19 protein-coding genes are annotated in these 16,767 nt (G+C 37.7%); 17 read left to right on the top strand and 2 right to left on the bottom strand.

The features are described 5' to 3' along the window. Nucleotides 1-4: 4 nt before the first annotated feature. Nucleotides 5-604 (top strand): TetR/AcrR family transcriptional regulator, encoded by a 600-nt coding sequence (locus tag ACIPKN_RS10185; RefSeq protein WP_400935678.1) that lies wholly within the window; start codon nt 5-7, stop codon nt 602-604. A 209-nt stretch (nt 605-813) separates the two neighbouring features. On the opposite strand, the gene ACIPKN_RS10180 is transcribed toward ACIPKN_RS10185, so the two are convergent. Further along, entirely contained in the window at nt 814-1,485 is a 672-nt protein-coding gene (locus ACIPKN_RS10180; RefSeq protein ID WP_483869519.1) for a class I SAM-dependent methyltransferase, read from the bottom strand. Nucleotides 1,486-1,743: 258 nt separating this feature from the next. Here ACIPKN_RS10180 and ACIPKN_RS10175 point away from each other — a divergent pair, with 258 nt between their 5' ends. Further along, nucleotides 1,744-1,986, top strand: a complete 243-nt coding sequence (locus ACIPKN_RS10175; protein ID WP_400935676.1) for a hypothetical protein — start codon at nt 1,744-1,746, stop codon at nt 1,984-1,986. A gap of 124 nt (nt 1,987-2,110) precedes the next feature. On the opposite strand, the gene ACIPKN_RS10170 is transcribed toward ACIPKN_RS10175, so the two are convergent. Beyond that, nucleotides 2,111-3,151, bottom strand: a complete 1,041-nt coding sequence (locus ACIPKN_RS10170) for an NAD(P)/FAD-dependent oxidoreductase (RefSeq protein ID WP_400935674.1) — start codon at nt 3,149-3,151, stop codon at nt 2,111-2,113. A 148-nt stretch (nt 3,152-3,299) separates the two neighbouring features. Between ACIPKN_RS10170 and ACIPKN_RS10165 the strand changes: the two genes are divergently transcribed. The 15 genes from ACIPKN_RS10165 (at nt 3,300) to ACIPKN_RS10095 (ending at nt 16,629) form a co-directional block, all read left to right on the top strand. Then, the gene (locus tag ACIPKN_RS10165) at nt 3,300-4,088 is read left to right on the top strand and encodes an ABC transporter ATP-binding protein (protein ID WP_248718757.1); all 789 of its coding nucleotides are present in this window, start codon (nt 3,300-3,302) and stop codon (nt 4,086-4,088) included. 15 nt (nt 4,089-4,103) lie between these two features. Next, the gene (locus ACIPKN_RS10160) at nt 4,104-5,021 is read left to right on the top strand and encodes an iron-hydroxamate ABC transporter substrate-binding protein (RefSeq protein WP_400935671.1); all 918 of its coding nucleotides are present in this window, start codon (nt 4,104-4,106) and stop codon (nt 5,019-5,021) included. Between the two features lie 25 nt (nt 5,022-5,046). Further along, nucleotides 5,047-6,048, top strand: a complete 1,002-nt coding sequence (locus ACIPKN_RS10155) for a FecCD family ABC transporter permease (protein WP_400935669.1) — start codon at nt 5,047-5,049, stop codon at nt 6,046-6,048. Next, complete coding sequence (locus tag ACIPKN_RS10150; protein ID WP_400935668.1) at nt 6,041-7,048, top strand: FecCD family ABC transporter permease; 1,008 nt, start codon at nt 6,041-6,043, stop codon at nt 7,046-7,048. Before ACIPKN_RS10155 ends, ACIPKN_RS10150 begins: the two co-directional genes overlap by 8 nt. A 167-nt stretch (nt 7,049-7,215) precedes the next feature. Continuing rightward, nucleotides 7,216-7,473 carry a hypothetical protein gene (locus ACIPKN_RS10145; RefSeq protein WP_400935666.1) on the top strand — a complete coding sequence of 86 codons (258 nt, stop codon included), beginning with the start codon at nt 7,216-7,218 and terminating at the stop codon, nt 7,471-7,473. Then, entirely contained in the window at nt 7,466-7,669 is a 204-nt protein-coding gene (locus ACIPKN_RS10140; RefSeq protein WP_400935664.1) for a hypothetical protein, read from the top strand. The genes ACIPKN_RS10145 and ACIPKN_RS10140 overlap by 8 nt, the downstream gene beginning before the upstream one ends. 316 nt (nt 7,670-7,985) lie before the next feature. After that, complete coding sequence (locus ACIPKN_RS10135; RefSeq protein WP_400935662.1) at nt 7,986-8,936, top strand: NERD domain-containing protein; 951 nt, start codon at nt 7,986-7,988, stop codon at nt 8,934-8,936. Nucleotides 8,937-9,308: 372 nt separating this feature from the next. Then, complete coding sequence (locus tag ACIPKN_RS10130) at nt 9,309-9,728, top strand: MarR family winged helix-turn-helix transcriptional regulator (protein ID WP_400935660.1); 420 nt, start codon at nt 9,309-9,311, stop codon at nt 9,726-9,728. 11 nt (nt 9,729-9,739) lie between these two features. Then, nucleotides 9,740-10,939, top strand: a complete 1,200-nt coding sequence (locus ACIPKN_RS10125) for an MFS transporter (protein WP_400935658.1) — start codon at nt 9,740-9,742, stop codon at nt 10,937-10,939. 143 nt (nt 10,940-11,082) lie between these two features. After that, on the top strand, nt 11,083-11,949 hold the full coding sequence (gene efeO / locus ACIPKN_RS10120; protein ID WP_400935657.1) for an iron uptake system protein EfeO: 867 nt from the start codon (nt 11,083-11,085) through the stop codon (nt 11,947-11,949). A gap of 6 nt (nt 11,950-11,955) precedes the next feature. Continuing rightward, nucleotides 11,956-13,215, top strand: coding sequence for an iron uptake transporter deferrochelatase/peroxidase subunit (gene efeB, locus ACIPKN_RS10115; RefSeq protein WP_400935655.1), 1,260 nt, complete (start codon nt 11,956-11,958; stop codon nt 13,213-13,215). Further along, entirely contained in the window at nt 13,190-14,905 is a 1,716-nt protein-coding gene (locus ACIPKN_RS10110; protein ID WP_400935652.1) for an FTR1 family iron permease, read from the top strand. Before efeB ends, ACIPKN_RS10110 begins: the two co-directional genes overlap by 26 nt. A gap of 287 nt (nt 14,906-15,192) precedes the next feature. Continuing rightward, nucleotides 15,193-15,378, top strand: a complete 186-nt coding sequence (locus ACIPKN_RS10105; protein WP_142507840.1) for a hypothetical protein — start codon at nt 15,193-15,195, stop codon at nt 15,376-15,378. Between the two features lie 251 nt (nt 15,379-15,629). Next, entirely contained in the window at nt 15,630-15,851 is a 222-nt protein-coding gene (locus ACIPKN_RS10100) for a hypothetical protein (RefSeq protein ID WP_400935650.1), read from the top strand. A gap of 328 nt (nt 15,852-16,179) precedes the next feature. Then, nucleotides 16,180-16,629 (top strand): DUF1569 domain-containing protein, encoded by a 450-nt coding sequence (locus ACIPKN_RS10095; protein WP_400935647.1) that lies wholly within the window; start codon nt 16,180-16,182, stop codon nt 16,627-16,629. Nucleotides 16,630-16,767: the final 138 nt, after the last annotated feature.

The raw sequence follows: 16,767 nt of genomic DNA, 5'->3' as shown, positions 1-16,767 counted from the left end.
AAAAATGTCCCGTCGAATGAAAATAGATATATCGATTATTTTACAAAAGGCAATGGAGCTAGTTGATGAACAAGGATTGGACCAACTTTCAATTGGACTATTAGCTGAAAAATTGGAAATACGGCCACCTTCCTTGTATAACCATCTTGATGGATTGAATGAATTGAAGCAGAAGTTAGCTATTCAAGGCGTAAAAAAATTAAATGAATATATGCTTCAAGCTGCAGTAGGACGTTCAGGTGATAATGCTGTTCGTGCAATTAGTCAGGCCTATATTCAATTTGTTAGAGAGCACCCGGGGTTGTACGATGCTAGCACTCGCTTTCCGGATGCTAACGATCAAGAACTACAGCAAGCCCAAGAAGCTGTCGTGCAACTTGTACTTCAAGTGCTTGCTGCCTATAATTTGCAAGAAGAAATTGCGATTCATATGGTCAGAGGATTAAGAAGTATTCTACATGGATTCACTTCTATTGAACAAATGGGGGGATTTGGGCTGCCACTTGATATCAATAAAAGCTTCTTAATCTTAATTAATACTTTTATCGAGGGCATTCATGCAGTTACGTTTAATGAAGATAAATATATGCAAATGAATGATTAAGGAGGAAATTTTGCTCCATTTTAAAAGGGATATTCTGAATGGGGAAAAAAGAAAGAAGCGGGAAATGACACAGAGGATCAATTTCCCGCTATAACTTGTTGAATAGAATGGATGTTGGCATAAGAGATTTGTCGTTGAACGGGTCTGCTGCTCATTTTCATTTACATAGCAGTTAAGAAGTATGCTTTAGTTTGAATTACATCCCCACATTATTTAGTACATGAATAAATTCTATAGTCTAAAACGCCTTCATACTTTAAGTTCATATCAAAATGTTTATCCATTACTTCATAAAGTTCAGGTGCAATGTCCTTCGAGTGATGAAGTTCAGGAATGGAGAAGATCGATTTATTTTTTTGTATACGAATATTTTTAAAACCAGCCTGGTTAAACAAAGCTACCCAATCCTTTTTCATTGAACAAGAATCAAATCCATAAAACTGTTTGATTTCCTTGTCAATTTGTTCCTCAAGTGGTTGATGAATAGTAAATTCAATGGCAATAAACCGACCCCCATTTTTTAATAAACGAAAAATTTCTTTAAGGGCATTAGGTTTATTGACAAAAGAAAGAACAGATTCAGAAATAATAAAGTCAAATGTATGATCAGGTAATGGAACTTGTTCTATAGAGCATTGAATTATTTTTACGGGTAAGTGATTTTTTTTCATTCTCTTTTTAGCCTTTGCAACCATTTCAGGATTGATATCAATACCAGTTACTTTTGCTTTATATGTCTCCGCCAAGTAGGCAGCAGTTTGGCCTGTACCACAGCCTACATCCAAAATGCGGGAATTTTCGCTAACGCTCTCTACCTTGAATATTTCCTTTGTTAGATTAATACCACCAGGATGCGCACCGCCTACACCAAATTTGGACAGAAAATCTAGATATTTTGAATTTTGAATCGGAATCCCTTCTTTATTCGTATTTTTGTATAATATGAAATTAAAAATAGTATGGTTACTGAGATGTCATGAGGAAGCTTTACAGAAAGGAAGAGGAGAATTATTAATAGTTGGGCTTCAACATTTTACAATACATATCTATATATTTTTTTAGCAACTTCTCCGATAGTCTAAACAATAAAAAAATACAGACGTATACTAGTAAAAAGATATTTGATAGGGGGTGAATTGATGCCATTTTATCCACCGAATCCTAGAATGAGACCATTCCCACCAAGAAATAGACAAGGTTTTGGCCCTCCTATTCAAGGTAGAAGAGGGCAACCTTTCTTTTACCCTAATCAGCAACCCCAAACTTCGAGATTTGGAAGATTACCACAGCATTTAAATACCATTATGAACCATGCAGGAACAATAACAAATGGAGTTGGTATGTTAAGGCAAATGGGAGCATTTTTAAATTTCTTTAGGTAGATTATTTCGATGGATCTTTTAAAGTCCGCCTTATAAAAATAGTAAGAAAGGCTTGAAAACCCCTCTGAAGAGTAAATTTTCTTAAGAGGGGTTGTTGTGATTGAATAATCATTGTTTAGAATGCTTATTTAAGTTGCTTTTCAATAATAGAGCGATTTTTCTCTTTAAACAATTCATTATGTGATGACACGACCCCATGACGATAGGCAGTAGGCTCTAAATACGTTTTAATAGAGTTCACGGCATTAGCTGCATCCTGGAAGGTACCTAGAAGTAGATTGATTTTTCCTTCAAACGCTAAAATATCACCTGCTGCAAAAATACCAGGCTGCACAGTTTCACCCGTTGCTTTTCCTTCGAAATAGTAATCTCTTTTTTTAGGAATGGTCAGTGATTGATCCAATTCTAATGATGCTTCGCGGTTATAGCCATGACTAACAATTACTTCATCGATTTGACGCGTATAGCTTTGCTTTGTTTTTGAGTTTTCACATGTCACTAGTTGAATCGCTGTTTTGTCAGCATTAGCAGTCAATTTTGAAATAGTTGTATGGCATTCAATCTTTACGCCAGCATCTAAAGCTTCTTGTATTGTTGCTTCATGCGCAGATAACTTATCTTTACGATAAACTACAGTTACATTTTTAGCGATAGGACTAAGTTCAACTGCCCAGTCAATAGCCGCGTTTCCGCCTCCTGAAATAATAATTTCCTTGTCCACAAAGTGTCGATAAGACTGCACAGTATAGTGTAAATTAGTCATTTCATATTTTTCTGCACCTTCTAGTGAGAGCTTTTGAGGGTTAATAATACCACCACCAACTGCTAAAAGAACGGTTTTAGAATAATGTTTATCTCCTTGTGTAGTATGTAGAACAAAAATATCACCTTGGCGCTCGATGAAATCGACTTTTGTACCTGTTAAAATGGTTGGATCAAAGGTTTTTGCCTGCGCAATTAACTGTTTGACAAATTGTTCGCCTAATACAGGAGGGTGTCCACCAATATCCCAAATGAGCTTTTCAGGATAAAGTAAAACTTTACCACCAAGCTGTTGCTGACTCTCAATTAATTTCGTTTTTAATCCTCGTAAACCACTATAAAAGGCACTATATAGACCTGCAGGGCCACCACCAATAATTGTTACATCGTATAAATGTTGCATTTATATCACCATTTCCTTAAAAAATAATAAAAAAGTGTTTGACAAAACTCTATAGGAAAACTAGACTAACTTTAGTGATAATGATTATCATTATCGACTAATCGTTATCATAGCATGGAAAGAAGTAAAAGGAAAGAGAGGTTATGTTGTGCGTTTACAAGTTGAATCGATTCGTATCGGCTATGAGGACAAAACGATTGTGCATGATTTATCGCTACAAATTCCGGACGGTAAAATAACGACCATTATTGGGTCCAATGGCTGTGGCAAATCAACACTTTTAAAGGCTATTACAAGGATTTTGAAGCATAAAAGTGGACAAGTCATATTAGATGGTCAAAATATTTCCGAGATGAACACAAAAGAATTAGCGAAAGAACTTGCCATCTTGCCACAAAGCCCGGAAAGTGCACATGGTTTAACAGTAGAAGAACTTGTATCCTACGGTCGATTTCCATATCAAAAGGGCTTCGGTAATTTATCGCAAAAGGATAAAGAAATGATTGACTGGGCCTTAAAGGTAACTAAAACGGATGACTTTCGTCAGAACACGGTTGATGCCTTATCAGGTGGACAGCGTCAACGGGTGTGGATTGCAATGGCATTAGCGCAAGAGACCGATATTATTTTTTTAGATGAGCCAACAACGTATTTAGATATGGCCCATCAGTTAGAGGTTTTAGAATTACTTTACAAGCTTAACGAAGAAGAAGGACGCACAATTGTTATGGTGCTACATGATTTAAATCAGGCAGCACGTTTTTCAGATTTTATCGTGGCGCTATCAAAAGGAGAGCTTGTGAAGTTTGGTACTGCAGAGGAAGTCATGGTACCTGAAGTATTAGAAAAAGTGTTTAATATTGATGCAGTCATTGGTAAAGATCCACGAACAGATAAGCCAATGTGCATTACATATAACTTACTAGAAACAGTGTAAAAGGGAGATATATTTATGAAAAAGTGGCTATTACCAATGTTTATGATGGTCGTACTAGTGCTTGCAGCGTGCGGCAATAAAGAAGAGAAGGCGGATGAGGGCTCTAAAGATAAAGCATCAGCAGAAACGATAACGTATCAATCAGAATCAGGTCCTATTGAAGTACCAGCTAACCCTAAACGTGTAGTTGTGTTATCTTCATTTGTTGGAGATTTACTACAGCTTGGCGTTAATGTTGTCGGTGTCGATTCATGGGCTGCAGATAATCCGAACTTCCAAGATGATATTAAAGATGCAGTAGTTGTTGAGAATACGGATATCGAAAAAATTATCGAACTTGAGCCAGATTTGATTATTGGTTTAAATGGTATTGAAAATGCGGATAAATTAGCAGAAATCGCACCAACTGTATTATTTACTTATGGCAAAGTAGATTATTTACAGCAATTTATTGAAATCGGTAAAGTTGTCAATAAAGAAAAAGAAGCAACTGATTGGGTAAAAGATTTTAAAGAGCGTGCTGCAGAAGCGGGTACAAAAATTAAAGAAAAAATCGGCGAAGAAGCAACAGTTACTGTTGCAGAAATGTTCAATAAACAATTGTATGTTTATGGAGATAATTGGGGTCGCGGAACAGAAATTTTATATCAAGAAATGGGCTTGAAAATGCCTAAGAAAGTGAAGGAAGGTGCTTTAAAACCAGGTTATTTAGCCATTTCTCAAGAGGTATTAGGTGATTATGCGGGTGACTATGTGATTTTTAGTACATTTAAAGGTGAGGATAGCGCCATCAAAAATGCTGCGTGGTTTAAAGATTTAAAGGCTGAGAAAAATGGTCATTTATTTGAAGTGAATGCCAACGAATTTTACTTTAATGACCCAATCACTTTAGAAAATCAACTAGATTTCTTTGAAAAGAAATTTTTACAATAATTTCAGTAGAGAGTAGCGAAGGCAAATGACAAAGTTTCGACATTTCCCATTTTGGCTTCAGGTGTTGCTTGCACTGATCTTATTAGCAGTGACAGTTACGATTTCGCTTTGTATCGGAGCGGCAAATACGAGTATTGAAGATGTCTTTCAAGCAATTGTTGGACGAGACGGCGGTAAGCATTATGCTATTTTACGAGAAATTCGATTTCCACGAATTATTGCTGCTATTTTTGTAGGTAGTGCACTCGCAGTTGCTGGGGCTATTATGCAAGGGGTTACTAGAAATCCATTAGCAGATCCGGGACTTCTTGGCCTCACAGCAGGTGCCAATGCAGCACTTGCATTGACGATGGCATTTATCCCAAATACGTCGTATTATATGCTTATTTTTGCATGTTTCGTAGGTGCAGGCGTAGGGATGATTGTTGTCTATGGTATTGGCGCTTCAACTAAAAATGGTTTTTCTCCATTAAAGTTAGTTTTGGCTGGGGCTGCTGTATCCGCGCTATTACAAGCAATAGCAGATGGTACGGGAATATTATTTCAAATATCAAAAGATGTTTCGATGTGGACGAGTGGTGGTTTAATAGGCACTACATGGCAAGCTTTAACGATTGCTCCTGTTATTTTGGTCGGATTAATTGTTGCGTTTGCGTTTAGTCGTCAGCTAACCATTTTAAGTTTAAATGAAGAAGTAGCTGTTGGGTTAGGACAAAATACAGCCGTTATTAAAGGAATTATGATGTTTGTCGTTGTAATTCTTGCAGGGTCCGCAGTAGCACTTGTAGGTAATCTAGCGTTTGTTGGGTTAATGGTGCCACATATTGTCCGTGCAATTGTAGGGACAGACTATCGATTTGTTTTACCGATGAGTGCCATTATCGGTGGATGGTTTATGGTAACAGCGGATTTTGCAGGTAGAATGATTAATGCTCCATATGAAACTCCGGTAGTTGCGATTATTTCAATTATTGGCCTTCCGTTCTTCTTACTTCTTGTTCGGAAGGGGGGGCGTCAAATTGTTTAATATAGGGCGAAAAAAACAACGTAGATGGTTATTGGCTTGGATCTTATTAACAATAGTCATTTTTGTTATGGGTATTTCAATGGGAGCAGCTTCGGTGTCGATTGATCGCATCATACCGATTTTAATGGGAGATGGTAGCTTCAAAGAATCATTCGTATTGTTCTCTGTTCGCTTGCCAAGATTGTTTGTGCTGGCAGCAGCCGGGATGGCTTTAGCTTTAGCTGGTGCCGTTTTGCAGGGGGTGACCCGTAATGACTTAGCGGACCCTGGTATTATTGGAATTAATGCAGGTGCAGGTATTGGGATTACGCTTTTTTATCTCCTTGTCAATGGAGATTTACCTAATTTTGCGTATATGTTACCACTTGTAGGATTTTGTAGCGCTTTATTAACGGCAATCTGCATTTACTTTTTCTCGTATAAACGCAATGAAGGTGTGCAGCCGGTCCAACTCATTTTAGTCGGAGTAGGTGTAGCATCTGCCTTATCGGGTGTAATGATCATATTAATTTCCTCAGCTGAGCGTAGTGATGTGCAATTTATCGCGCAATGGCTTGCAGGCAATATTTGGGGAGCAGATTGGCCATTTTTCTGGGCTTTATTGCCTTGGCTTGTGCTAGGCATTCCATTTATTTTTTATAAAGCAAATGTGTTAAATGTACTGGCAATGACAGAACAAACGGCGGTTGGCTTAGGCTTAAATATCGAACGAGAGCGCTTACAATTAATAGTTGTCTCTGTAGCACTAGCTGCGGCAGCTGTATCAGTCACAGGAGGCATTGCCTTTATCGGTCTCATGGCTCCACATATTGCAAAGCAGCTTGTCGGACCGCGCTTCCAGTTCTTTTTACCCCTAACATTGTTTATCGGTGCAAGCTTACTAATGCTAGCGGATACAATTGGCCGCGTAGCAATTTCAAGTGCGACAGTGCCAGCAGGTATTATCGTCGCATGTATTGGTGCACCATATTTTTTATATTTACTACGAAAAAACGACTGAATGGCTTTGGCTGTTCAGTTGTTTTTTTATAAACGGACAGGGGGCTTCGTATGACGAAGAAAGCTAGGATAGCCCGCTCAAAGTTGCGGATAGAAAACCGAGAAAGCTGTATAGCGTGCTCAAAATCGTGGATAGAAAGATGAGAAAGCTGGATAGCGGTCAAAATCGTGGAAAGAAAGCTGAGAAAGCTGTATAGCCCGCTCAAAATTGTGGAAAAAAAGATGAGAAAGCTGGATAGCCCGCTCAAAATTGTGGAAAAAAAGATGAGAAAGCTGGATAGCCCGCTCAAAATTGTGGAAAAAAAGATGAGAAAGCTGGATAGCACGCTCAAAATCGTGGAAAGAAAGCTGAGAAAGCTGTATAGCGTGCTCAAAATCGTGGATAGGAAGTCGAGAAAGCTGGATAGCGGTCAAAATCGTGGATAGAAAGCTGAGAAAGCTGGATAGCCCGCTCAAAATTGTGGAAAAAAAGCTGAGAAAGCTGGATAGCCCGCTCAAAATCGTGGATAGAAAGCTGAGAAAGCTGGATAGGCCGCTCAAAATCGTGGATAGAAAGCTGGATAGCGGTCAAAATCGTGGAAAGAAAGCTGAGAAAGCTGAGAAAGCTGAGAAAGCTGTATAGCCTGCTCAAAATCGTGGATAGGAAGTCGAGAAAACTGGATAGGCCGCTCAAAATCGTGGATAGGAAGTCGAGAAAGCTGTATAGCCCGCTCAAAGTTGCGGATAGGAAGAGGAGAATGATCGATAATAGCGTCGTCAAAGTGGGGGTATGGAGCAGAAAAGTAGTAGCAGGTGCTAGAGCAAGGCGATTTTTTTCGTTCTTTTTATCTAAAAAAATAAGCTGAAAATTTATTTTGCACAATTAGTATTTCAAGTTTTTTGGAACCCCTTTTTAGACCGGTAATTATTAATATAATAAATACAGGAGGGAAGAGACAATGATATTATTAGCACGACAGCAATCACAAATGCATAGAATTCTAGAAGCCTTAATACAAAGGTTGCCTAATACACACGTAGACTACATGAATTATTTTGAAAGATTAATGCGTATACAGGCTGGCTTTGCTGGAGAAAAGCGTGTAGATGCAGAATGGCTTGAAATTAATTTACCCACTCCACATTACTTCCTCCATGACTTACAAATACTTAATCACTTCGGGAAAACACATCAAATAGACACTATCCTAATATGCCCCCATTTTATATTAATACTAGAAATTAAAAATATAACAGGCTTTCTTGAATACGATGAGTCTTTTACTCAATTTACAAGAACTACTGCTCAAGGTGATGTTGAGGGAATGATTGATCCTTTTCATCAAGTTAGACGTCATGCTGAGTGGATAAAGAAGATATCACAGCAGTATAAGGTGGAGATTCCTATTCACTATGCAGTCGTTTTGGCAACGAAAAATGCTATTTTATCAGAAAGTTTAAAAGGACACCCAATTTTTCATGTTTCAGGATTACGTTATCATTTAAGGAAATGGCTAAAACAGCATAAAGAGGTGATACTAGATGTAGACATGCTCTTTCTTTTTGCTACTAAATTAATGTCCAGTCATATGCCAATTAAAAGAGAAATAGCTATTCCTGTTCAGGATATTATAAAAGGAGTGCTATGTGTACGTTGTTCAAATGGACAGCGAATGAGTTATCACTCTAAAAAATGGACTTGTCAACGTTGCGGATTAGTTGATCAGGAGGCTATTTTCAGAACGCTTGAAGATTACAAGTTGTTAATGGGTGATTCGTTAACGAATAAAAGCTTTTGTGAGTTTTTCGCAATAGATTCACCAGATCTAGCGTATAGGCTATTGCAGAAATTACCCTTAAAAGTAGAAGGAATAAAAAAACATAGGAAATATTGGATTTACGATGGATGATAGTCCGGTCAAAGTCTTAGGAATAAAGTGGGAAAAATGGATAGAGCGCTCAAAGTTGACGGGGAAGTCGAGAAAGGTGGATAGAGCGCTCAAAATCGTGGATAGAAAGATGAAAAAGCTGGATAGGCCGCTCAAAATCGTGGATAGGAAGTCGAGAAAGCTGGATAGCGGTCAAAATGCTGGATAAAAAACTGAGAAAGCTGGATAGGCCGCTCAAGATCATGGATTGAGCGTCGAAAATGTCGGAAAGACCGTTCAAAAAGCCGGATAGCTGCCCTAAAACCACGGACTTCTCCCTAATTTCCTACTAGACAAATAGATTTTTTAAGTATATAGTTAGCTAGGCTAACTAATTTAAAAGGAGTGGTATTTTTGACAATCGAACAAGAATTTTTTAATCAGTACCGCTTAATGTACAGACCGTTTATCAATCTAGTGAATGAGCAGTTAGGGAAATATCAGCTGTATAGCTCTCAATGGGCTCTCCTTCGGTTATTGATGGATAAAGGGCCGCATACATTTGTTGATATTGCGAATTTCATGTTTATTGAAAAGCCGAGTGTGACAAGGCTTGTACAAAAGCTTGTTGAGCTTGGATACGTGGAAACGGTAGCGGGTAGGGATAAACGTGAAAAGCTTGTACAATTAACGGTTAATGGTGAAGTGATTGTGCAAGAAATTCAAGCGCATTTAAAACCAACTATGGAACAGGCACTCGCAGGGGTATCAGAGCGAGATATTGAAATTGCGACACAAGTTTTAGCGAACATTTGTGCAAACATCAATCGGTAGGAGAGAAAAAAGTGGAAGCATCTAGACAAAAACTTTGGACGAAGGACTTTTTAATCGTCTCACTCATTAACTTTACCATTACCTTAATATTTTTTTTATTGATGGTAACAATTGCAGGTTATGCGGTTGAGCATTTTGGGGCTTCAACTAGTACGGCAGGGCTTGTATCGAGTATTTTTATTATTGGTACATTATTTGGTCGTCTCGGGACTGGACGTATCATTGGGGATTGGGGTAGCAAAAAAACACTATTTTGTGGATTATTATTGTTTATGTTATCAACGATGTCTTATTTTATCGCGACGAATTTGCTCCTTCTTATGCTCAATCGTTTAGTACAAGGGATTGCACTTGGGGTGGCTAGTACGGCGACAGGAACAATTATTGCACAAATTTTACCGCCTGAGCGACGAGGGGAAGGTATCGGTTATTATAGCTTAAGTGCTATTTTAGCAACGGCTATAGGACCTTTTGTAGGTATTCTTTTAACACAACTGTTTGAAGATTATCGGATGATTTTTGCTGTTGATTCCGTATTAGCTATTGTTTGCTTTTTGATGTATTTTATCGTAACCATTCCAGATGCACCGAAGAAGGCAAAAGAAATGGCTGAGAAAACAGGGTTTAAACTATCCAATTTTATCGAAATGCGTGCTGTGCCAATTGCTTTTGTGGCGCTTGTTATTGGCTTTGCCTATTCAGGGGTTATGTCATTTATGACGTTTTATGCGAAAGAGCTTGATTTGGTAACAGCGGGAAGTTATTTCTTTATTATTTATGCAATTGTCATTTTAGCGACACGTCCATTTACAGGGAAATTACTAGATACTAGAGGTGCGAACATTGTAATTTATCCATGTCTAGTCATTTTTGCAGTCGGTATGTATGCTTTTAGTTCGGCGACAAGTAGTATTGTCTTTTTACTAGCTGCTGCTTGCATAGGAATTGGTTATGGCAATTTCAATTCAGTAGCGCAAGCAATCGCTATTAAAGTTACACCAAATGAGCGTTTAGGACTTGCGACATCGACATATTTTATTTTATATGATTTAGGTTTAGGTGTTGGTCCTTATTTCTTAGGATTCTTCGTTCCGACTTCGGGGTACAGTGCTATTTTCTTCGCGATGGTATTCGTTATTTTAGTATCAATTGTCCTTTATTATTTTTTATATGGAAAAAAAGAAAATGTAAAACAAGCAAAAATTTCATAGTTTAGAATCTTTATATTGAAGAAAAAACATTATTATCATCTAGATAATGATGTTTTTTTCTTCAATTGAAAATACTTCTTGCAATCGAGTATGATAATCATTATCATTCTCGATATAAACTATTTCGGAAGTAGGTACTTAGCATGAAAAAAAATTCATTATTGTCAGTATTAGTTGCAGGGGGCATTCTTATGACTGGCTGTGGCAATACAGATGAAGCTAAAAAAGAAGATAAGCCTGCAACAGAGCAAGCAGAAAAAGGTACAAAAGTTGATCTATCCGTTGAAACTGCAGCCTATCAAAAATTTGCCTTAGAGCAAATGGATCAATTCTTACTAGAAACAGAAAAATTTGTGAACGCATTTAAAGCCGGTGACATTGAAAAAGCGAAAGCTGCGTATGCACCAGCACGTATGTATTTCGAGCGTTCAGAGCCCATCGCTGAGAGCTTCGGTGACCTTGACCCACGTATTGACGGTCGTTTAGCTGATATCCAAGAAGAAGGCAAGGGCGAAGAAGAATGGACGGGCTATCATAAGCTTGAACATGCGCTTTGGGTAGAAAATAAAACTACAGGCTACGAGGCAATTGCAGATCAATTACTAGCAGACGCTAAAGAATTACACGCTTTAGTTCAAACTGTAGAAGTATCACCAGATTTAATGATTACAGGTGCGGTTGATTTATTAAATGAAGTATCAACATCTAAAATCACTGGTGAAGAAGAAATCTATTCTCACACAGACCTATATGACTTTAAAGCAAACATCGAAGGTGCAGAAAAAATCTTTGAAATTCTACGTCCGAAATTAGAAGCGAAAGACAAAGACTTAGTAGCAACATTGGATGAAAAGTTCAAAGCAGTAGATGATTTATTGGCCAAGCATGCAACTGCTGATGGCGGGTATGTTTCTTATGAAGAATTAACTGAAGAAAACACAAAAGCACTTGCAGGAGCCGTAAATCAACTTGGAGAACCATTAAGCCAAATGGGTATTATTTTGGAGTGATAATAAATGACAGTGTCAAATGATGAAAAATGGAGCAATAAAAAAATATCTAGACGTGACATGTTAAAGTTAACAGGTATGGGAGTAGCTGGTGTAGCAATCGGTGCTTCTGGCTTTGGTGGTGTTATGAAAGTAATGGGCTATGATGTGTTTGAGCCTGTTGCAGACAGCACGACAGCAGTTAACAAAGTTGATTTCTATGGAAAACATCAATCTGGCATTATTACACCTGTTCAGACAAATATATATTTTGCTTCTTTGGATGTTTTATTTACATCAAAGAAAGAACTACAAGAGTTGTTCAAACAATGGACACCTCTTGTTGTACGTTTAATGAATGGTGAATTAATGGTAGATTTAACAACAAATACTAGAGTGCCTACAGGAGATACTGGTGAAGCGGATGGGTTAGATGCTTCAAACTTATCGATTACAATAGGTGTAGGACCTTCTTTGTTTGATAAACTTGGTATCCAGCATTTGAAGCCTGAGGAATTAAAAGACTTACCTCACTTCCCGAAGGATCAGTTACAAAAAGAATTTACTGGTGGAGATCTTTGTATTCAAGCATGTGCGGATGATCCACAAGTGGCATTCCACGCTGTACGTAATTTAGTTCGTGCAGCTTCTGGTAAGGTAGAAATTAAATGGTCACAGGCAGGATTTAACTCATTCCCAGCTGGCGGAGGCTCACCTAGAAATTTATTTGCATTCAAGGATGGTACGGTAAATCCATCGAGTACCGATGAAAAAGATTTAAATAAAGTAGTATGGGTCGATAAAGGTTGGCTAAAAGGCGGCTCTTATTTAGTTGCCCGTAAAATACAGATGCATCTTGAAACATGGGATCGTACATCTTTAAAAGATCAGGAAGCAACATTTGGTCGTTATCGCGATAGTGGTGCACCTTTTGGTAAAAAGAAAGAATTTGATGATTTCGATGTAGAGGCGAAGGATAGTAATAGTGAGTATATTATGCCAGATACTTCACATGTGCATTTGGCCCGTAAATCTGGTGCACGTATTTTACGTCGTTCATACTCTTATGCATCTGGAGTTATGACGAATACTGGTACGCATGATGCCGGACTATTATTTATATCTTATCAAAAAGACCCAGCCCAGTTTACAACAGTCCAAAATAGCTTAGGGCGAATGGATAAATTGAATGAGTACATTACCCATCGAGGCAGCGCAGTGTTTGCTTGCTTCCCTGGTGTATCAAAGGGGAGTTATATAGGTGAAGCACTTTTTAACGCGCTGTAGTTTAGTACTTTGCTTGTTATTGGCACTTGCTGTACCGGTGCAGGCAGCGCAATCATATAGTCAGTTGTACATTTCTATTAGTGATGCGCTAATGAATACGAAGCAGGACAAAGAAGCCGAGGCAGAACATGCACTTGAACAATTTGCCACAGACTGGGCATCGGTCACGTCTGAGCAAAAGGACGCAAAAGTAAAAGTAGATGAAATTCTTGCGCAAGCAGTTAAAGCTACTTCTAAAGAAGAACGTTTAAAGGCATTGTCTGACTTGTCAAATGCCTTACGTGCTTTAGAAAAGCTTGAGAATCCTGTAGATGAAGCTGCGCAGCGAGCAGAATTTGGCACGAAATTTAAACCTAACATGAAAGCATTTGAAGATGCCTTAGCAAGTGGTGATTTAACTAAAATCGACGCAGCGTATAAGGATTTTAATACAAAATGGAAGAAAATTGAACGCCCTGTACGTGAGCAAAGTATTGCGATGTACGGACAAATTGAAACACAGATGGCCTTTATCCGAATCTCACTTGCTTCCGAAAAGCCAGATGTAGCCTTAATGCAATCTCAATATGTAGAATTAAAACAAACAATCGAGGATTTTGTAGCAGGTAAAGATACGGCGGAAGTTGTTGAAGGTGAGTATTCTTTAGCAACACTAGTCGCTTATATTGATGAGGCAAACGATTTTATCGATGCAGGTGATTACAAGGCTGCATCTGATAAAATTCGAGAGTTCATTAAAATATGGCCAAGTGTAGAAATTGATATTTCAACACGTAACGGCAGCCTTTATACAAAAATTGAAAGTGATATGCCGATCCTCGTTAGTGATTTATTAAAGTCTAACGTCGATGCCAAAGCAATTAAAAGTAAGCTTGATACTTTCCGCACTGAAATTGAACTGATTCAAGGTGACTCGGATTATACTCTGTGGGATGCAGCATTAATCTTACTGCGAGAGGGCTTAGAGGCACTGCTCATTATTATGGCATTAGTATCGTTCTTAGAGAAATCTGGACAAAAAACAATGCGCAAATGGATATATGTTGGCGCATTTGTAGGAATCTTACTATCAGCGATAGCAGCTGTTTTAATGTCGACACTTTTCCAATCTGCGACAATTGATACGAGTCGAGAGCTGATGGAAGGGTATATTGGGTTACTAGCAGCTGCGATGATGATTGGAGTTGGTATTTGGCTCCATAGTAAATCAAGTGTGACAAGCTGGAATCGCTATATCTCCAAACAAATGGGCAATGCAATCTCAAGTGGCTCGGTGTTTGCGATGGCAGCAATTAGCTTCTTATCCGTTTTCCGTGAAGGGGCAGAAACACTTGTCTTTTATGCGGGGATTGCACCTAAAATGGAGACATCTCAATTTGTGCTAGGTATCGTAGTAGCACTTATATTATTAACTATTTTTGCATTTGTGTTATTGAAAGCAAGTGGAAAAATTCCAATTCATAAATTTTTCGCAGTGGCAACGGTGTTAATCTATGTATTGGCGTTTAAAATTATTGGTGTCAGTCTGCATACACTGCAGCTAAGAGATACAGTTTCAACTACAATTGTAGATGGCTTGCCAGTTGTCAGCTTCATTGGTTTTTATCCAACAGTAGAAACAATGATTGGACAAGCGATTTTACTTTTACTTGTTGTAGCTACAATTATTTATAAAAAGAAACAAAAATAAATAGAGGGCGGATGAATATACTTTCATCTGCCTTTTTGCTTTTCGATAAAAAATGAATCTATATGAAAGTCTTGCAATAAACAAAGGTTTGTTTTTTATGTAAACTCATGACTTCATAAACGGTGCTTCTAACGAATTGGACGTTGTTAGAATTTACTGCATCGTTACAAAAGGAGAATAAATAGGCTCATTTTCTACAATACAACTTTACGACTTTATGTAATTAATTGTATTGTCGCCTTTCCTGAATAAGTAGAAAAGAGTACTATTGTATGGGGAGGATGAATATGGTAAAAATTATAAAGAAAAATATACAATATTCGCTAATTTTTTTCATAGTATTTATTATAATTCAATGGTTATTTCGTGATGCCATTCAATGGGGGCAAATTATTGGAACTTCAATTTTATTTTTCCTTTTTAATATATTTTACGATTGGGCAAATATTCCCTATAAATGGAAGAAGGAGTAACTTATTTGAGTTATAATTCGAATAGGTAATTACTACGAGAGCTAACGCAAAGTTGGATCTCTTTCGGCGGATGGCGGAGCTTCCACTGAAATAGAGGAACTTAGTCCAAGAACACCATGTCCTGTGGCAATTTATCTGTGCGAAAGCGAAGCGCCAGCAACAATAGGTTTTATCTGTGCGAAAGCGAAGCAACAGGAACATCAACCATGACTCAGTGACCAACATCAAGTTGGCCTAAAGTAGACGGGGGAATGAAGATGGATAGTGAAAAATACGATAATGAAAGTAATGAAATCTACAGTTATAATACTTACAATATTTTTGCGTATATTATAGGTATTCTATTTTCACCATTACTAGGGGTGATTATGGGAATTGTAGGTGTAATACAGCGTAAGAAAAATGCTTGGAGTATTATTATCATTTCAATTCTTGGTTGGGTTCTGAATGTACTCGTAATTAATAATCTATAAATGTAGCTATTATTGAAATAGGGATTATATAATCATTGAGTGCAATTTCCATAATGTTTTAGCTCCAACAATCTAGGGACTTGTGCGTATTACAACTCATATACGTAAGTCCTTTTGTTATGTTGTTCACTCATTTACAGGAGCGCATCGACATCTTCATATGTAGCATGCATCTCTTTGAACAGTCAAAGCTGTGATTATGATTGAATCAGCGCTCACAAGTGCGACAGCTGCTTTGAATACTTCTGTAGTCTTAATCAAACTTTTTTACTAATAGCGGTGTCAGCCGTTTAAAATACCACCATCTTTAAAGGGGATATGCCAGCTAATGAAAAATATTTTTAATCATATGCATACAGCAGAAGTTTTAAAGCGTATGGACAAATTGAGTCCAAATTCACAACCACAATGGGGAAAAATGGACGTTGCTCAAATGCTAGCGCATTGTTCATCTTTTCAAGACATCGCAATGGGAAATTCTTTTCCACCAAGGAGTTGGTTAGGAATAATAGTAGGGAGGTTTGCAAAAAAAATGATATACAATGACAAGACATTACCTCATAATATGTCTACTATTCCAACTATTTTGATTGCAGATGTTAGAGATTTTGAGACAGAAAAAGAAAAGCTTAAACAAAAAATTATCACATTCCAAAATAACGGACCAGAGAAGTGCACAACTCATCCCCATCCTTTTTTTGGGAAACTCACTTCTGAGCAATGGGGTAAGGGAATATACAAGCATCTTGACCATCATTTTAAACAGTTTGGAGTTTAAGCATATTAATCGGGCGCTTTAATTGAGCAAGGAAACTTTTATAAAAGGATGATTCAATTGAATTTAGAAAAAACATGTTTTGACAATCTTTTTTCAAGGTTTTATAAATACCATTCAGCTTTCAGCAAACAATATAGT

The sequence above is a fragment of the Lysinibacillus sp. NPDC086135 genome, assembly GCF_044746345.1.
Taxonomy (GTDB): domain Bacteria; phylum Bacillota; class Bacilli; order Bacillales_A; family Planococcaceae; genus Lysinibacillus.
The sequence above is the reverse complement of the archived record's forward strand: the minus strand, read 5'-3'. Positions and strand labels throughout refer to the sequence as shown.

What these genes read in the sequence shown, in the direction of transcription:
- ACIPKN_RS10185 (WP_400935678.1), top strand. Translation starts at nt 5, where the DNA reads ATGTCCCGTCGAATGAAAATAGATATATCGATTATTTTACAAAAGGCA.
- ACIPKN_RS10175 (WP_400935676.1), top strand. Translation starts at nt 1,744, where the DNA reads ATGCCATTTTATCCACCGAATCCTAGAATGAGACCATTCCCACCAAGA.
- ACIPKN_RS10170 (WP_400935674.1), bottom strand. Translation starts at nt 3,151, where the DNA reads ATGCAACATTTATACGATGTAACAATTATTGGTGGTGGCCCTGCAGGT.
- ACIPKN_RS10160 (WP_400935671.1), top strand. Translation starts at nt 4,104, where the DNA reads ATGAAAAAGTGGCTATTACCAATGTTTATGATGGTCGTACTAGTGCTT.
- ACIPKN_RS10155 (WP_400935669.1), top strand. Translation starts at nt 5,047, where the DNA reads ATGACAAAGTTTCGACATTTCCCATTTTGGCTTCAGGTGTTGCTTGCA.
- ACIPKN_RS10135 (WP_400935662.1), top strand. Translation starts at nt 7,986, where the DNA reads ATGATATTATTAGCACGACAGCAATCACAAATGCATAGAATTCTAGAA.
- efeO (WP_400935657.1), top strand. Translation starts at nt 11,083, where the DNA reads ATGAAAAAAAATTCATTATTGTCAGTATTAGTTGCAGGGGGCATTCTT.
- efeB (WP_400935655.1), top strand. Translation starts at nt 11,956, where the DNA reads ATGACAGTGTCAAATGATGAAAAATGGAGCAATAAAAAAATATCTAGA.
- ACIPKN_RS10105 (WP_142507840.1), top strand. Translation starts at nt 15,193, where the DNA reads ATGGTAAAAATTATAAAGAAAAATATACAATATTCGCTAATTTTTTTC.
- ACIPKN_RS10100 (WP_400935650.1), top strand. Translation starts at nt 15,630, where the DNA reads ATGAAGATGGATAGTGAAAAATACGATAATGAAAGTAATGAAATCTAC.
- ACIPKN_RS10095 (WP_400935647.1), top strand. Translation starts at nt 16,180, where the DNA reads ATGAAAAATATTTTTAATCATATGCATACAGCAGAAGTTTTAAAGCGT.